The organism is Pokkaliibacter plantistimulans, assembly GCF_003194385.1.
Lineage (GTDB): Bacteria > Pseudomonadota > Gammaproteobacteria > Pseudomonadales > Balneatricaceae > Pokkaliibacter > Pokkaliibacter plantistimulans.
In genome coordinates this window covers 1-15744 of sequence record NZ_LAPT01000028.1, presented here as the reverse complement: position 1 = coordinate 15744, position 15744 = coordinate 1, and the positions used below count along the sequence as shown (strand labels likewise).

12 protein-coding genes, 2 pseudogenes and 1 riboswitch are annotated in these 15744 nt (G+C 55.8%); of the genes and pseudogenes, 8 read left to right on the top strand and 6 right to left on the bottom strand.

Features of this window, described 5'->3' with window-relative positions; translation table 11 throughout:
- Nucleotides 1-155: 155 nt before the first annotated feature.
- A complete protein-coding gene (amaB, locus tag WH50_RS07070) occupies nt 156-1700 on the top strand; it encodes an L-piperidine-6-carboxylate dehydrogenase (RefSeq protein WP_110186676.1) in 1545 nt (514 codons plus the stop codon).
- A 94-nt stretch (nt 1701-1794) separates the two neighbouring features.
- On the opposite strand, the gene WH50_RS07065 is transcribed toward amaB, so the two are convergent.
- On the bottom strand, nt 1795-2721 hold the full coding sequence (locus WH50_RS07065; protein WP_104156666.1) for a metallophosphoesterase: 927 nt from the start codon (nt 2719-2721) through the stop codon (nt 1795-1797).
- Between the two features lie 293 nt (nt 2722-3014).
- On the bottom strand, nt 3015-3689 hold the full coding sequence (gene ribB, locus WH50_RS07060) for a 3,4-dihydroxy-2-butanone-4-phosphate synthase (protein ID WP_104156665.1): 675 nt from the start codon (nt 3687-3689) through the stop codon (nt 3015-3017).
- Nucleotides 3690-3872: 183 nt separating this feature from the next.
- Nucleotides 3873-4058: riboswitch (FMN riboswitch) on the bottom strand.
- A 400-nt stretch (nt 4059-4458) separates the two neighbouring features.
- Between ribB and glyA the strand changes: the two genes are divergently transcribed.
- The 7 genes from glyA (at nt 4459) to motB (ending at nt 13528) form a co-directional block, all read left to right on the top strand.
- A complete protein-coding gene (gene glyA, locus WH50_RS07055; RefSeq protein ID WP_110186675.1) occupies nt 4459-5715 on the top strand; it encodes a serine hydroxymethyltransferase in 1257 nt (418 codons plus the stop codon).
- Between the two features lie 206 nt (nt 5716-5921).
- The gene (locus WH50_RS07050) at nt 5922-7172 is read left to right on the top strand and encodes a sarcosine oxidase subunit beta family protein (RefSeq protein WP_104156663.1); all 1251 of its coding nucleotides are present in this window, start codon (nt 5922-5924) and stop codon (nt 7170-7172) included.
- A 17-nt stretch (nt 7173-7189) separates the two neighbouring features.
- Entirely contained in the window at nt 7190-7495 is a 306-nt protein-coding gene (locus tag WH50_RS07045; protein ID WP_104156662.1) for a sarcosine oxidase subunit delta, read from the top strand.
- Nucleotides 7492-10551: a sarcosine oxidase subunit alpha gene (locus WH50_RS07040; RefSeq protein WP_243410022.1), complete on the top strand. Its 3060-nt coding sequence runs from the start codon at nt 7492-7494 to the stop codon at nt 10549-10551. Before WH50_RS07045 ends, WH50_RS07040 begins: the two co-directional genes overlap by 4 nt.
- The gene (locus WH50_RS07035; protein WP_110186674.1) at nt 10544-11224 is read left to right on the top strand and encodes a sarcosine oxidase subunit gamma; all 681 of its coding nucleotides are present in this window, start codon (nt 10544-10546) and stop codon (nt 11222-11224) included. Before WH50_RS07040 ends, WH50_RS07035 begins: the two co-directional genes overlap by 8 nt.
- Before the next feature lie 363 nt (nt 11225-11587).
- Complete coding sequence (motA, locus tag WH50_RS07030) at nt 11588-12448, top strand: flagellar motor stator protein MotA (RefSeq protein WP_104156660.1); 861 nt, start codon at nt 11588-11590, stop codon at nt 12446-12448.
- A gap of 12 nt (nt 12449-12460) precedes the next feature.
- Nucleotides 12461-13528 (top strand): flagellar motor protein MotB, encoded by a 1068-nt coding sequence (gene motB, locus WH50_RS07025; protein WP_110186673.1) that lies wholly within the window; start codon nt 12461-12463, stop codon nt 13526-13528.
- A 234-nt stretch (nt 13529-13762) separates the two neighbouring features.
- Here the strand turns inward: motB and WH50_RS07020 are convergent, their stop codons facing one another.
- The 4 genes and pseudogenes from WH50_RS07020 to WH50_RS27130 all read right to left on the bottom strand — a co-directional run.
- Nucleotides 13763-14209 (bottom strand): DUF6942 family protein, encoded by a 447-nt coding sequence (locus tag WH50_RS07020; protein WP_110186672.1) that lies wholly within the window; start codon nt 14207-14209, stop codon nt 13763-13765.
- A 6-nt stretch (nt 14210-14215) separates the two neighbouring features.
- Nucleotides 14216-14935 carry a hypothetical protein gene (locus WH50_RS07015; RefSeq protein WP_133251266.1) on the bottom strand — a complete coding sequence of 240 codons (720 nt, stop codon included), beginning with the start codon at nt 14933-14935 and terminating at the stop codon, nt 14216-14218.
- 277 nt (nt 14936-15212) lie between these two features.
- Nucleotides 15213-15391, bottom strand: a pseudogene (locus WH50_RS26885) (IS4 family transposase); the annotation flags it as partial.
- Between the two features lie 22 nt (nt 15392-15413).
- Nucleotides 15414-15744 (bottom strand): annotated as a pseudogene (locus WH50_RS27130) (tyrosine-type recombinase/integrase); the annotation flags it as partial.

Genomic DNA, 15744 nt, shown 5'->3' with positions numbered 1-15744 from the left:
CCTTTAGCCCATTCAGAAAATCGCTATTTTACCTATTGCTCTGCTGTTCCTATGCTTGTCAGCCATAAGTACTGGTGACTATTTATTCCTTTGATGCTCACCAGCCCACGTTGATATGTTGCTAACAGCCTGCTGCGGCAGCCAGGGGGAGCCCAATGAATCTGTCTTTTCTTTCCACACTGGGAATGGACGCACTGAAGTCCAATGGTGTATTCGCCAGCGTTGCGAGTGCAAATGGTCATGCCCAGGGTGAGGGGGAAGTGTTCAGCGTTGCCTCTCCCATCAATGGCGAGACGGTGGCTCAGCTGCGTAATGCCAGCACTGAACAGCTGGAGCAGGTCGTGGCTGATGCCAGTGAGGCATTCCGTGTGCTGCGTACCATTCCTGCGCCCAAGCGTGGTGAACTGGTTCGCCGCATTGGTAATCTGGCGCGCGAATACAAAGAGGCGCTGGCGGCGGTGATCACGCTTGAGTCTGGCAAGATCACTCAGGAAGCATTGGGTGAAGTTCAGGAATGGATTGATGTGTGTGACTTCGCCGTTGGTTTGTCACGTCAGTTGCACGGTCTGAGCATTGTTTCCGAACGCCCTGGCCACCGGATGATGGAGCAGTGGCAGCCGTTGGGCCCGGTAGCGGTCATCAGCGCCTTCAACTTCCCCATGGCGGTGTGGAGCTGGAATGCCATGCTGGCATTTGTCTGCGGCGACCCCATTGTGTGGAAGCCCTCTGAAAAGACGCCGCTGTGTGCGCTTGCCTGCCAGATGATCGTCGACAAAGCACTGGCAACCATGCCTGAAATGCCCAAAGCACTGTCGCAGGTGATCATTGGTGGTCGTGATCTGGGTCAGGCCATCTGTGAAGACAAGCGTTTCCCACTGGTATCGGCGACCGGCTCAACCGCTATGGGCCGCAGCGTGGCGCAAACCGTCGGAGCCCGTCTGGGCCGCTCTCTGCTGGAGCTGGGAGGCAACAATGCCATGATCGTCAGCCCCACGGCTGACCTGGATCTGGCTCAGCGTGCCATCGTGTTCTCGGCAGTAGGTACGGCTGGTCAGCGTTGCACTACACTGCGTCGTCTGATTGCTCATGAAAGCATTGTGGAAGACTTGGTGGCACGTTTGCTGAAGTCCTACCCCAGTCTGCGTATTGGCGATCCTTCGGTGCAGGGCACCCTGATTGGGCCGTTGATTGACGAAAGCAGCTTCAACCGTATGCAGCATGCACTGGCGGCGGCTAGGGCTCAGGGTGGCGAAGTGATCTACGGTGGTGAGCGTATTGAGCAGAACGTACCTGCTGGCGGTTTCTATGTACGTCCGGCCATTGTCCGTATCGCTCACGATGCGCCTGTCGTCCACGAAGAAACCTTCGCGCCCATTCTGTATGTGCTGACCTACTCTTCGGTAGAAGAGGCCATCGAAATCAACAACGAAGTGCCACAAGGTCTGTCATCCGCCATCTTTACCGAAAGCATGCGTGAAGCTGAGCTGTTTATGTCAGCGGCAGGTTCTGACTGCGGTATTGCTAACGTCAATATCGGTACCTCCGGTGCGGAGATCGGTGGTGCGTTCGGTGGTGAGAAAGAAACCGGCGGTGGCCGTGAGTCAGGTTCGGATGCGTGGAAAAACTACATGCGCCGTACCACCAATACCATCAACTATGGTGGTGAGCTGCCGCTGGCTCAGGGCATCGTGTTCGAGTAAGTGCGATAACCAACAGTCGTTGCTGTAACAACAAAGGGCGCCCGGTTATTCACCGTGGCGCCCTTTGCATTTGGCGTGGGGTCAGTCTGTCAGATCACACCCAGATAAAGTTGCGTTCCTTGAGATACTTTTCCCCTTCCCAGCGATAAGCGCACAGCTTGCCACCATGTCGTGCGGCCACGCTGTAGTCGAGGCAGGCAATGTGGTCATTCAGGGGAACTGGTCGGCCCGTCATCCAGTAATGGCCGAAAAATACCGGCTTACATTGGTCATAGCCTGGCAGAAAATCAGGTGCGACCGGGTCATTCGGAATCAAGTGGCGCTTGTGATCGCTGATCAGTGCCAGCTGGCGGTAGGTCAGTGCCTGCTGATCCCACCAGCGTACTCGTAACTGGGTACGAGGGTTGCCGTCCTTGTCGAGATACTGTGAGCCTTCAGGCAAGTCCATTTCCAGCCCCTTGAGCAGCGTTTCTACTGCCTCATACACCGGGCTGTCGCTGCGGCTGGCCTGAATCAGGAGCTCCGGGGTAAGGCGCGCACTGCCACGGGTCAGCTGCTCCATGACATTAATATGCTCCGGATGCCAGCAGGCGTGAATCACGCGCAGGCCCTGCAGATCGAGATAGAGCGGCAATTGCCAGAACCAGTTGATGGCATCCTTGTAAGCTGCGGAACCTTCGCGTAGCTGACTCAGAAAGGCATGATGCTGATGGCGGTTCTTCACCGTATGGCGGCGCAGGTGCTCACCGGGATGTTCAGGGTCGGGGGTGGCATATGCCAGCGCATTGAACTCGTGATTGCCCATGACAGCGAGGGCGTGGCCCTCATCAATCATACTGCGCACAATACGCAGCACTTCGCGTTGCTGCGGGCCGCGATCAATAAGGTCACCGAGGAAGATGACCTGCCGGCCGGGCTGCTGCCACACACCGCGATTGCGGGTATAGCCAAGGCACTTCAACAGCGCCTTCAGGGCATGAGCATGGCCGTGGATATCCCCTATCAGGTCGTAAAAAATCATGGTTCAGAAGCTCCACTCCTTGTGTGCTGACGTCTGCCATCAGGATTCGAATCCGGCCCACCATCCTTAAGGTAAACGGGCCAAGCACCAGTCGATCATCCTGGGTATGGGGTCAGCGCAGCGGTTGCTATTCCTGCAACGTGAATCTTGTGTTCTCTTGATAGGAAGGTAGCCGTTTTGCAATAAGACAGCCAGTGCTAATAAGACGCAATCTGCAACGACGGATGGCCGATGCACTGTCTGGAGCAATGCAGCTACTCCAGACAGTGTTTATCGCGTTAAGGCAGAGCGGATCAGGAAACCTGCTCCAGGCAGGCAAGGCGATACTGAACGATATCTTCAATGGTCAGCACAGGCATGCCATGCTTTTTGCCAAAGCGGATAATTTCCGGCAAGCGGGCCATGCTGCCATCCTCATTGGCGACTTCGCACAGGACGCCCGCTGGTTGCAGACCAGCCAGTTTCATCAGATCAATAGTGCCTTCGGTATGGCCACGACGGGTCAGTACGCCGCCGGGTTGCGCTCGTAGCGGGAACACATGGCCAGGACGAGCCAGATGTTCCGGACGGGCATGGGCGGCAATGGCCGTCTTGACCGTGGTGACACGATCAGCGGCAGACACACCGGTGGTGACACCCTCGCGCGCTTCGATACTGACGGTGAAGGCGGTCTGGTTCTTGCTATTGTTGTCTTCCACCATGGGGGGAAGGTTAAGCTGGCGGATGCGCTCATCGCTCAGACACAGGCAGACGATACCGCTGCACTCTCGGATCATCAGTGCCATTTGCTGAGGGGTCAGGTGTTCGGCTGAATAAATCAGATCGCCTTCGTTTTCACGATCTTCATCATCGACGACGAGTACGCCTTGCCCTTGCTGAAGCGCAGCAATGGCCTGTTCAACGCGTTCAATAGGAGAGCCGAATTCGGCCAGTAAGGATGTTGCAGCGGTGATATCAGACTGATTCATGGTAATAGCTCCATTGGCTACCAGAATCAGGGCTAAAGGAAACGGACGCATTCGGCCTTATCAGTGACATGCGCTGTTCGTCTGCACTGATCAATGATCGTGCTGGCGGACAGGCACGCTCTGACATCAGCCTGATGCAGGACGTGCATAACCAATCTGCGTTCAGCAGATCGTATGGCTGGCCCTTATCCTCTTCCATCCGGACTATTACCGTCGGCTCTGGCCTCTCACCAGATCTGCTGACCTCCGTCCGACGACCTCCACAAAGGTAAGGCAGACTGAGCGCTCGCGGGCTCGTTGCTATCTGCCTTATTGCAGATGGGACAACATACCGCCGGTGGGGAATTACACCCCGCCCTGAGAATAAGATGCATTGCTTGAGCAATGCCGGACCATCCTAGTCAATTCCACCGGGCTTGTGAACCACCGACCAGCAGGTCTTTGACAACAGTCTAATCCCTGAGTGAGGTGGCAGATTCAGGCGAGAGCAGCAGCGGGTTTCGCTGCGGCACCAGGCTACAGGCCGCGCCGTATTTGTTGTTCAAGAAAAATGTCGCAAAAGCACCCTGTTGCGACGCTTATAAACATCTTCCCCCAGGGCTGCCCCGATATGATCACTTCAACACTTACCGTAGAACGCGCGCTGCGGTGAAGCCAAACAAAAGCCTAATTACCGCTACAGCCCTTGTGTCATCTGGGTTTGCCAAAGTGCATAAGATCACGGGAAGTGCGGCTGACTGCGGGTGATTGCCCGCCTAGAGAGAACGCCATGTTTAGCTATGAAAACAAACTTGCAGGATACGATGTCGCGCTTTGGCAAGCCATGCAGGCAGAAGTACAGCGTCAGGAAGACCATCTGGAGCTGATTGCCTCTGAAAACTACACCAGCCCTTACGTTATGGAAGCTCAGGGCTCTCAGCTGACCAACAAGTATGCGGAAGGCTATCCAGGCAAGCGCTACTACGGTGGCTGCGAGTATGTTGACGTGGTTGAAAGTCTGGCGATTGAGCGTGCCTGCCAGCTGTTTGGCGCCGACTACGCCAACGTCCAGCCTCACTCCGGCTCTCAGGCTAACGCGGCTGTATATATGGCGCTGCTGAACGCGGGTGATACCGTTCTGGGGATGAGCCTTGCCCATGGTGGCCACCTGACTCACGGTGCCAAGGTCAGCTTCTCCGGCAAGCTGTACAACGCTGTGCAGTACGGACTGAATCCCGAAACCGGCGAAATCGACTACGACGAAGTCGAGCGTCTGGCGCTTGAGCACAAGCCGAAGATGATTCTGGCTGGCTTCTCTGCTTATTCCCGTGTGGTTGACTGGGCGCGTTTCCGTGACATCGCCGACAAGGTCGGTGCCTATTTCTTCGTCGATATGGCTCACGTGGCTGGTCTGGTAGCGGCTGGTTTGTACCCCAACCCCATGCCTTATGCTGATGTTGTAACGACCACTACGCACAAGACACTGCGTGGCCCACGTGGCGGCCTGATTCTGGCGCGTCGCAATGAAGAGCTGGAAAAGAAACTGAACTCCGCGGTGTTCCCCGGTGGCCAGGGTGGTCCGCTGATGCATGTGATCGCGGCCAAGGCCGTCGCATTCAAAGAGGCACTGGAGCCTGAGTTCAAAGAGTATCAGCAGCGTGTTCTGGATAATGCCCGTGCCATGGCTGAAGTCTTTATCCAGCGTGGATACGACGTGGTGTCCGGTGGTACTGACGACCACCTGTTCCTGCTCAGTCTGATCAAGCAGGGTATCACCGGTAAGGATGCGGATGCGGCACTGGGCCGTTCGCATATCACTGTGAACAAGAACGCTGTACCCAACGATCCACAAAGCCCCTTTGTGACTTCAGGCCTGCGTATCGGTACGCCTGCGGTTACCAGCCGTGGTTTGGGTACGGTGCAATGTGCAGCACTGGCAGGCTGGATCTGCGATGTGCTGGATAACCTGGGCAATGCCGATGTGGAAGCTCAGGTACGCGAAAAGGTAGCGGGGATCTGTGCAGATTACCCCGTCTATCGCAGATAAGGCGTTACTCTCCGCTGCTGCCGAGAGACGAGTAGGACAGGTTCAGTAACGCTGGTTACTGAACCTGCTGGTACTGAATCCGGCAGCTGAAAGCAGGGTTTTGCGCTTGTCTATCGAAGGCAGAGCTGATGCTCTGCTGGTAATTTCGTGGTCCTGTCGGGTCGGGAGCCTGGCATGACAGTTAGCGTTTCAAGGAGTGCTGGTCAATGCAGCGTTTTTCCGGGTTCGGGCTGGCCAAACATGCCCTCAGTCACCATGAAAACTGGCAGCGGATGTGGCGCAATCCGACGCCGAAGAAAGAATATGATGTGATTATCGTCGGTGGTGGCGGTCATGGTCTGGCCACCGCTTATTATCTGGCGAAAGAGCACGGCATCACCAACGTCGCAGTGATTGAAAAAGGCTGGCTGGGCGGTGGCAACACGGCACGTAACACCACCATCGTACGTTCCAACTATCTGTGGGACGAAGCTGCTCACCTGTACGAGCACTCCATGAAGTTGTGGGAAGGGCTGTCACAGGACCTCAACTACAACGTGATGTTCTCCTCCCGGGGGGTGTATCACCTCTGCCATACCCTGCATGACCTGCGTGAAGGTGAGCGGCTGGTGCATGCCAACCTGCTGAACGGTATCCCTAATGAGATGCTGGACAAGGATCAGGTGGCGCGTGAGATTCCGGCACTGAACTGTGGCAAGAATGCCCGTTATCCGGTGATGGGCGCCACCGTGCAGCGTCGCGGCGGGGTTGCCCGTCACGATGCGGTCGCCTGGGGCTTTGCCCGTGGTGCCGATGCGCTGGGTGTTGATCTGATTCAGCAAACCGAGGTGATCGGTTTCCGCCAGAGCAATGGCGTGATTGAGGGCGTTGAAACCACACGGGGTTTTATCGCTGCACCGGTAGTGGGTTGTGTGACCGCCGGTAACTCCGGGGTGATGGCGCAGCAGGCGGGTTTCCGTCTGCCGCTGGAGTCTCATCCTCTGCAGGCGCTGGTATCGGAGCCGATCAAGCCTGTGCTTGACTGCGTCGTGATGTCCAACCATGTGCATGGTTATGTCAGCCAGTCTGACAAGGGCGACCTGGTTATCGGTGCCGGTATCGACGGCTATAACGGCTATGGTCAGCGCGGTTCCTACAACACCATTGAGCATACGCTGTCAGCGATTGTTGAAATGTTCCCGGTGTTCAGCCGTGTGCGCATGAACCGTCAGTGGGGGGGGATCGTCGATACGTGCCCGGATGCCTGCCCTATTATTTCCGCGACCCCTGTAAAAGGTCTGTTCTTCAACTGTGGATGGGGAACCGGTGGCTTCAAAGCAACACCCGGCTCAGGCAACGTCTTCGCTGCCACCCTGGCCAAACGTGAAGCGCACCCGCTGGCCAAACCGTTCAGCATGGACCGGTTCTATTCCGGTGCACTGATCGACGAGCACGGCGCTGCTGGCGTAGCCCACTGATCCACAGGAGAGAAATCATGCTGCATATCTATTGTCCTTACTGTGGTGAAAACCGGGATCAGGACGAATTCAAAGCCAAGGGTGAGGCCCATATCAGCCGTCCCCTCGACCCCATGGGCTGCACTGACCAGCAGTGGGGTGATTACATGTTCTTCCGCAAGAACCCACGCGGTGTTCACCATGAAATGTGGTACCACGTGGCAGGCTGTCGCAAGTTCTTCAACATGACCCGTGATACCGTCACCTACCGTATCTACGAGACCTACAAGATGGGTGAACAGCCCAGCGTCACTGCGGAAAGTCTGGCAGGAGGTCAGTCATGAGCACTGTATCCAGCAAAAAATCTGCGTCCAGAAAAGTGGCGCAAAGCAACCGTCTGACCCGTGGCGGTCGCATCAATCGCAACAAACCACTGAAGTTCAGTTACAACGGCAAGACCTACGAAGGTTTTGAAGGCGACACCCTGGCGTCAGCATTACTGGCCAACGGTGTCGATATCATTGGCCGCAGCTTCAAATACAGTCGTCCACGCGGCATCTTCGCGGCCGGTGCTGAAGAGCCCAATGCCATCATGCAGCTGGGCGCTACCGAAGCGACGCAGATCCCCAACGTGCGTGCGACCCAGCAGGAACTGTTTGATGGACTGGTGAGCAACAGCGTTAACGGCTGGCCCAACGCCGATACGGATCTGATGAGCTATATCGGTAAGGCCGGCGGCAAGATGATGCCCCCGGGCTTCTACTACAAGACCTTCATGTATCCTGAGTCCATGTGGATGACTTACGAAAAGTACATCCGTAAGGCGGCGGGTCTGGGTCGTGCTCCTGCAGAGTGGGATCCTGACACCTACGACAAGATGAATCACCACTGCGACGTGCTGGTCGTGGGCGCTGGCCCGGCAGGTCTGATGGCTGCCCTGACCGCTGCGCGTGCCGGTGCACGAGTGATCATTGCGGATGAGCAGCAGGAGTTCGGCGGCAGTCTGCTGCATTCTGCTGATACCATTGGCGGCCTGCCTGCTGCGGAGTGGGTCAAAGGTATCGTTACTGAACTGCAGCGTTATGAAGATGTACTGCTGCTTAGCCGTGCCACCGTCAATGGCTATCACGATCACAACTTCCTGACCATTCATGAGCGCCGTACCGATCACCTGACCGACCGCGCGCCCCTGAATATGTCTCGCCAGCGTATGCACAAGGTGCGTGCCGAGTGGGTCATTCTGGCCACGGGCGCTCATGAGCGTCCTCTGGTGTATGCCAACAATGATGTTCCCGGCAACATGCTGGCCAGTGCCGTCTCCACCTACATTCGCCGTTATGGCGTGGTGCCCGGTAACAAGCTGGTATTGATGACCACCAACGATGATGCCTATCAGACCGCGCTGGACTGGAAACTGGCGGGTCGTGACGTGGTTGCTATTGTCGATACCCGAGCCAATCCAACAGGCGCTCTGATAGAAGAAGCACGCAAGCTGGGGATTCGTCTGATTCCTGGTTCTGCGGTTATCGATGTGGAAGGTGGCAAGCGTGTGCACGGTGCCGTCTGCTGCAGTATCGATGCAACAGGTAGCAAGGTGACCAGCGGTAAGGAAGTGCTTACCTGCGATACTATCGCCAGCTCAGGCGGCTGGAGTCCGGTGGTGCATCTGTCCTGCCATACCGGCAGTCGTCCGGTCTGGAATGACGAGATCATCGGTTTTGTCCCGGGGGCCGCCAAGGAGCAGCGTCTGTGTGCCGGTGCAGTTCACGGTGTTTATGGTCTGGGCAAGGTGCTTGAAGATGGTGTCAACGCTGCTCAGCAGGCCGTGGCGGCACTCAAGCTGAACCAGCCTGAAGTAGAGCTACCATCCACCTTTGAACCGGTGAAAAGCCCTGCCATGGCGCTGTTCTATGTACCTCATGTGAAGCCTGTATCCCGTGCGCCCAAGCAGTTTGTCGATTTGCAGAACGACGTCACCGCGGGCGGAATTGCACTGGCTACTCGTGAAGGTTTCGAGTCGATCGAGCACGTCAAGCGCTACACTGCCATGGGCTTCGGTACTGATCAGGGTAAGCTCGGTAACATCAACGGTATGGCGATTGCCGCCATGACGATGGGCAAGACGATTGCCGAAACCGGCACCACGATCTTCCGTCCCAACTACACGCCCGTGACGTTTGGTGCAGTGGCTGGGCGTGATGCAGGTCACCTGTTTGACGTCAAACGCTTCACTGCCATGCACAAATGGCATGTAGAGCAGGGCGCAGAGTTTGAAGATGTGGGTCAGTGGAAACGCCCTTGGTACTACCCCAAAGCAGGCGAGTCGATGCACGATGCGGTGAACCGTGAGAGTAAGGCGGTCCGTGACAGTGTGGGTATTCTGGATGCTTCAACTCTCGGCAAGATCGACATTCAGGGGCCGGGTGCACGTGAGTTCCTCAACCGCATCTATACCAACGCCTGGGCCAAATTGGATGTGGGCAAGTGCCGCTATGGTCTGATGTGCCACGAAGACGGCATGGTCTTCGATGACGGTGTGACCTCCTGCCTGGGTGACAATCACTTCCTGATGACCACTACCACGGGTGGTGCAGCAGGTGTCATGGAGTGGTTGGAGCTGTGGCACCAGACTGAATGGCCAGAGCTGGAGGTGTACTTCACTTCCGTGACTGATCACTGGTCGACACTGACCATTTCCGGTCCCAACAGTCGTAAGCTGCTGGCGGAACTGACCAGTGATATCGATCTGGACAAAGACACCTTCAAGTTCATGGACTGGCGTGCAGGAACCGTCGCTGGTGTACCGGCACGGGTATTCCGTATCAGTTTCACCGGTGAGCTGTCCTACGAGATCAACGTTCAGGCTAACTATGGCCTGCACGTCTGGGAGAAGCTGTTTGAGCACGGTGCCAAGTACAACCTGACTCCTTATGGTACTGAGACCATGCACGTACTGCGTGCCGAGAAAGGCTTCATCATCGTTGGCCAGGACACTGATGGCTCGGTCACTCCGTTCGACTTGAACATGGGCTGGGCAGTGGGCAAGAACAAACCTTTCAGCTTCCTGGGTCAGCGTGGCATGCAGCGTGAAGACTGCGTGCGTGATAACCGTAAGCAGCTGGTGGGTCTGAAGTGCAGCGATAGCTCGGTCGTGCTGCCGGAAGGCGCTCAACTGGTCGATAATCCCAAACATCCGGTGCCGGTGCCCATGTTGGGCCATGTCACTTCCAGCTACTACAGCCCCAACCTGGGCCACGGTGTTGCCATGGCACTGATCAAAGGTGGTCTGTCACGCATGGGAGACAAAGTGTATGCACCTCTGCGTGATGGTCGTGTGATCGAAGCTGAAATCTGCTCTTCCGTATTCCTGGATCCGAAAGGAGAACGTCAAAATGTCTGAAGTGGCTAAAGCCCAAGTAGTTGAAGAAAGCTCGGCCGCCGTCAGCAAGGTGGCGGTTCTCCAGCAGCGTGCTGGTGCCGGAGTACAGGCCGAGTCGCCATTGCATCACGTCGGTCTGGATCATCTGGCACTGAATGTTCACCAGCGTGGTGGTGTGGCGCTGCGTGAGAAGAAATTGCTGGGTCATCTGGTACTGCGTGGTAACAGCGCCAATGCGTCCTTGCTGAAAGGCATCAAAAAGGTACTGGGGGTAGAGTTGCCGTTGGCGCCTCTCAGCTGCAGCGCCAAAGGCACAACCAGCATCCAGTGGATGGGCCCTGATGAGTGGCTGATTCTAGTCGAAGGGGGCAGTGAGTACGGTATCGAGCTGGCTCTGCGCGAGGCCATTGATGGACACATCTCTCTGGTCAATGTCAGTGGTGGTCAAACGGTTCTTGAGCTGTCTGGTCCTGATGCACGTAAGGTGCTGCAGAAATCCACCCCTTATGACGTGCATCCTGGTTCGTTTCCAGTGGGAAAATGTGTCAGCACCGTCTTCGCTAAAACGCAGGTACTACTGCAACGCACCGGGGAAGACAGCTACGAGATGGTGGTGCGTCGCAGCTTCAGTGACTACATGTGGCTGTGGCTGCAGGACGCCAGCGCAGAATACGGCTTGGTAATCAAGGCGTAGTGTCAGCCAGACGTTGTCTGGGTTGATGTATCGGGACGACTGACGGCGGTCAGTTGTTCCCTGTGTTTGCTACACTTTTTTGCCCGATATGGATCTTCCTCGCAATGTGACCATATCGGGCATTTTCTTTTTTGCTGCACTGCTTTAATCGCCCGCAGATGCGTCAGCAACTTAACCAGCACTTTAATGGCGCCGCTTTATTCACCGTAGCCGCCAGTTGAAGAATTCCCCCATTTCCTCAATCTTTGTTGCCTGTGTTGTAATACTTTTCTCTTTTACAGTTTCTATTCGTGTCAGCTAAAGTGGCGCTTGGCTTACTGTGCTGAAACCCGTTTCTAATTCTCATCGTGCGATAACCCCACCATGTTCAAAATCGTTGGAATGATTGTCATTTTTGCCTGCGTCATTGGCGGTTTCGTCATGGCGGGCGGTCAGATCATGGCGCTGTTCCAGCCCCTGGAGGTGCTGATTATCGGTGGTGCCTGTCTGGGGGCTTTCCTGCAGGCGAACCCGATTCGAATCTTCACCATCGTGCTCAAAAAATCGCCCACCATGTTCAAGGAGCGGTTTACTTATGAGTACTACACCTCCGTGCTGTGCATGATGTACGAGATTCTCAACAAGATCCGGCGTGACGGTTTGCTGTCGATAGAAGGTGATATTGATGATCCTTCCACCAGCCCGGTGTTCAGCAAGTATCCTGCGCTCCTCAAAGATGAGCGGCTGATGACCTATATCTGTGACTATTTACGCATCATGTCGCTGGGCAGCATGGCTCCCCATGAACTGGAAGGGTTGTTTGACATGGAGCTGAACAGTCTGAAAGAAGAGCTGGAGCATCCTGCTCATGCCGTTAACAAGGTTGCAGAAGGGTTGCCGGGGTTCGGTATCGTGGCGGCAGTATTGGGGATCGTGGTGACCATGGGGATGCTGGGTGATGGTGACAAAGAGGCGCTGGGCCATCACGTCGCCGCGGCGTTGGTGGGGACCTTCCTCGGTATTCTGGCGGCCTATGGCTTCTTTGGTCCGCTGGCAAACGTACTGGAGCATGATGCCAAGGAAGAGCTCAATCTGTATGAGTCAGTCAAAGCCTGCCTCATCGGTTCGGTATCCGGGCTGCCACCGGCCATGTCGGTGGAGTTTGGTCGCAAAGTGCTGATGCCGGGCCATCGTCCCTCCTTCAAGGAGCTGGAAGAGTCCATCCGTAATATCGGCAAGAGTTAATGAGAGCGCGACGTGGATAACAAACCTATCATCGTCAAGCGCGTCAAAAAATTCGCTGGTGGTCATCACGGTGGTGCCTGGAAGATTGCCTTTGCCGACTTTATGACGGCCATGATGGCCTTCTTTCTGGTGCTGTGGTTGTTGGGTGGTGCTACCGATGAGCAGCTGAAAGCTATTTCCAGCTATTTTCAGGATCCGATCGGCTTCTCTGATGCGAGTCCCTATGTTATCGATCTGGGGGGGGCACCCACTCCTGCTCCGCAAAAGACGCTTAATCCTGAATCTGTAACACAGGAAGGTGTACAGCAGATGACTAAGCAGGCTGAACCACCGCCTGCGGCTGATAGCATCAATAACGGTGACGCTGCCAATGCGAAAAGCAGTAGTGCGCAGGACCAGCAGGATCAGGATAATCTGGCGCAGATGCTCAGAGAGCTGCAGGCGAGGGTGGAGAACACGCCTGAGCTGAAGCGCTTTCAGGATCAGATTCACTTTGAAATCACCCAGGACGGGCTGCGCATCCAGATTCAGGACTCCAAGGAAAAGCCCATGTTCAATGTGGGCAGCGACAAGCTGGATCCGCATTTTGAGGACATGTTGCTGGATCTGGGAGATGTCATTAAGCGCCTGCCCAACAAGATCAGCATCAGTGGCCATACGGATGCCAAGTCTTATTACGATACCGCTGAGTTCAGTAACTGGGAGTTATCTACAGAGCGTGCCAACGCTGCTCGCCGGGCTCTGGTAGAGGGCGGCTACCCGGAGGATCAGATCGCCCGTATCGTCGGCTATGCTGCCTCCGCCTTGTACGACCCGCAGGATCCCTACAATCCCCGTAACCGCCGGATTGATATCATCGTTCTGAACAAGAAGGCGGAAGAGGCTATCCGTCAGGGCGAGGAAAACGGTGGCAATATCAACAAGGGTGATAAGGACACCATTAATCCCGAATCGATTCAGGCCGAACCGAAGGCGCCTGCTGGTACCTCTGCCACTTCTCCTGCGGCGTCCTCGCCCGGTGCTACGCCTAATGCACCAGCAGAAGGCGCAGGGAGTGCTGCTCCCACAGCTACGCCCTGATAGTGGGCATATAAAACTGGCTCCTGCATTCAATGAGTGCGCCACGAGTAATATTCAGGTCGTTTAACGACACTCAGCAGGGCGTGATTTGGCGAAAATACGGGCTAGGTTGACTGGAACGTTTCCGGTCTTAAGGGAAAGCCGCACGCCGTAGCCCTCACCCTTTGCCGGTGTGTCATATCCTCCCTCCATCGCTGTAAGGTGATGGAGGTTTTTTTATTGCTAACGCGCACTTCAGGTGTGCAGCAACGGGCGAAGCTGATCGATGAGTCGATTAGGAAATTGCCGGTAATCAGGGTAGGGGGTCAACAGAATCGAACCCTTGCGCCAGACCTGACCTGCCACTATCTCCTGGCACTGTGAGTGCGTCATCCCCAGCCCCTCCCAATTAGCCCTGCCAGCCACCCAATGCCACCCCTCGTGCTGAGCTAGCGAAGTGCTCTGGCACAGCAACGCTTCGTGCTGAAGCAGTTGCTGATTGCGATAGCTTCGCCAGTCAGCTGATGGGCTGGCGAGCTTGGCATAAATGGTAAGGATCTTACGCCAGTGGTTGCTGTTGGCGTTGATAAGTGCTGGAACGTTTGGGTGTTGCGGATCAACGTCTGGCGGCAATATCGGGCAGTGAGGGATATAGAGCGTGATATAAGGCGCTTGGCTGCCGAGATGCAGGCTTGTGTTCATCACTGTTTAGGCAAGCCCAAAATGCAATGCCACTACTGCCAGCATGACAGCGGTAAGCACGATCAGAAACTGGCGCTGCCAGCGCTCCCAGAAATCCTCGTCCTCCTGCCAAAGTGGATCATGCTCTTCTCTATCAACGGAAGAGGTGAGTTGGCTCGGAGAAGGTGCCTGCATGGCTTGCTGTCGAAGTGTCTGCCAGCGTTGCAGACCAGACTTGTATCGCTGTTCATGTACAAGATGAAGCTGCTCTGCCTCTTCACCCTTGGTGATATCACCTTGCTCCCTGCACACGCCGCTCAGGTGGGCATACAGGCAGGTCAGAAAATGCTCCTGCAGGAAATCCTGAACGTCCTGACTGTTGCTGAGATGCTTGCCACGGCAGAGCTCATCGGCAATAGCCAGATTTTCTTCCAGCTGTAGTCGCGCTCCGGCCAGATCTCCGGCCTGCTGCATTGTCAGCGCTAACTCTGCATGAACTGCAGGTCCGTAGGCCATGCCGGACTGGCGAATTAAAGGCTGAGCCTGACGCAATAAACTGATCGCTTCATTCAGCTGGCCACACAGGCGTGCTTCTGCCGCACGGCGGCGCAATGATGCAATCTCACGGTGCAAGGCACTGAGGGTGCGAGTACGAAGTAATGACGGAGCATTGATCAAAAAGCTGGAGGAGTGGAGCGGTTGCAGACCGGCTAAGGTCATACGACCAGCAACTGGGGGCGTGTTCATAACACCTTCATCATGCCGCAACACTTATGGTGACTGGCATGTCAGTGGGGACGCGCGGATTATAGCGCCTGATAGCCTGAAAAGGTGAGGATGTGGATCAAACTCTGGGATGTTTGGATAAAACAATAGTTTCAGAGAGCAGGCATGAAATGCGGCTGGGCTCAGGGGAGCGTGTGATCCTGATGTCCACAAGCAGGCATACACAAGTGGTTTGCAGGCAGTGAAAGTCGAGTCAGGCGGTAATAAACAACAAAGCCCGCATGTGGCGTAATGCTGTTCACTTAAGCGGAGCAGCCTTACGGTTCACCGGGTAGCGGGTTTTGGAAATCTTGACCGCCCTCGGCCTTGAGGGTCGAGGACGGTCATCCAGGAATAGACTGGCCACCCCGCTCTCAGTTCCGAGAGCCTTGCCCCTGTTCTCGATACCGGCTGCGCAGCCGCCATCACGATCAACTGCGCTACCTTCCTTGACGTGGGATAGCTGGGCCTCGATATGGTTTTCATCAAAGCCGTGTTCGTTAAGTGTGGTGGAGGCGATGTGCCGGAAGCCGTGGCCAGTCTGTCTGCCTTCATAACCCAGGCGACGCAGGGCCATGAGGAATACGGTATCTGATCTTGGTTTGTCGCCACGGCCACGGCCCGGAAAGAGCAGTTGGTAAGCACCCGTCAACGGGCGAAGTTCATCCAGCAATGCCAGGGCTTGTCGTGGCAGAGGCACTACGTGCTCCCTCCCTCGTTTCATCCTTTCAGCGGGTATCGTCCAAAGGGCATTGGGCAAATCAAACTCGGACCATGTGGCGGCCCTTAAC

Bases quoted from the DNA above. Each gene is read 5' to 3' on its own strand.
- amaB (WP_110186676.1), top strand. From the start codon at position 156: ATGAATCTGTCTTTTCTTTCCACACTGGGAATGGACGCACTGAAGTCC.
- WH50_RS07065 (WP_104156666.1), bottom strand. From the start codon at position 2,721: ATGATTTTTTACGACCTGATAGGGGATATCCACGGCCATGCTCATGCC.
- ribB (WP_104156665.1), bottom strand. From the start codon at position 3,689: ATGAATCAGTCTGATATCACCGCTGCAACATCCTTACTGGCCGAATTC.
- glyA (WP_110186675.1), top strand. From the start codon at position 4,459: ATGTTTAGCTATGAAAACAAACTTGCAGGATACGATGTCGCGCTTTGG.
- WH50_RS07050 (WP_104156663.1), top strand. From the start codon at position 5,922: ATGCAGCGTTTTTCCGGGTTCGGGCTGGCCAAACATGCCCTCAGTCAC.
- WH50_RS07045 (WP_104156662.1), top strand. From the start codon at position 7,190: ATGCTGCATATCTATTGTCCTTACTGTGGTGAAAACCGGGATCAGGAC.
- WH50_RS07040 (WP_243410022.1), top strand. From the start codon at position 7,492: ATGAGCACTGTATCCAGCAAAAAATCTGCGTCCAGAAAAGTGGCGCAA.
- WH50_RS07035 (WP_110186674.1), top strand. From the start codon at position 10,544: ATGTCTGAAGTGGCTAAAGCCCAAGTAGTTGAAGAAAGCTCGGCCGCC.
- motA (WP_104156660.1), top strand. From the start codon at position 11,588: ATGTTCAAAATCGTTGGAATGATTGTCATTTTTGCCTGCGTCATTGGC.
- WH50_RS07020 (WP_110186672.1), bottom strand. From the start codon at position 14,209: ATGAACACAAGCCTGCATCTCGGCAGCCAAGCGCCTTATATCACGCTC.
- WH50_RS07015 (WP_133251266.1), bottom strand. From the start codon at position 14,935: ATGAACACGCCCCCAGTTGCTGGTCGTATGACCTTAGCCGGTCTGCAA.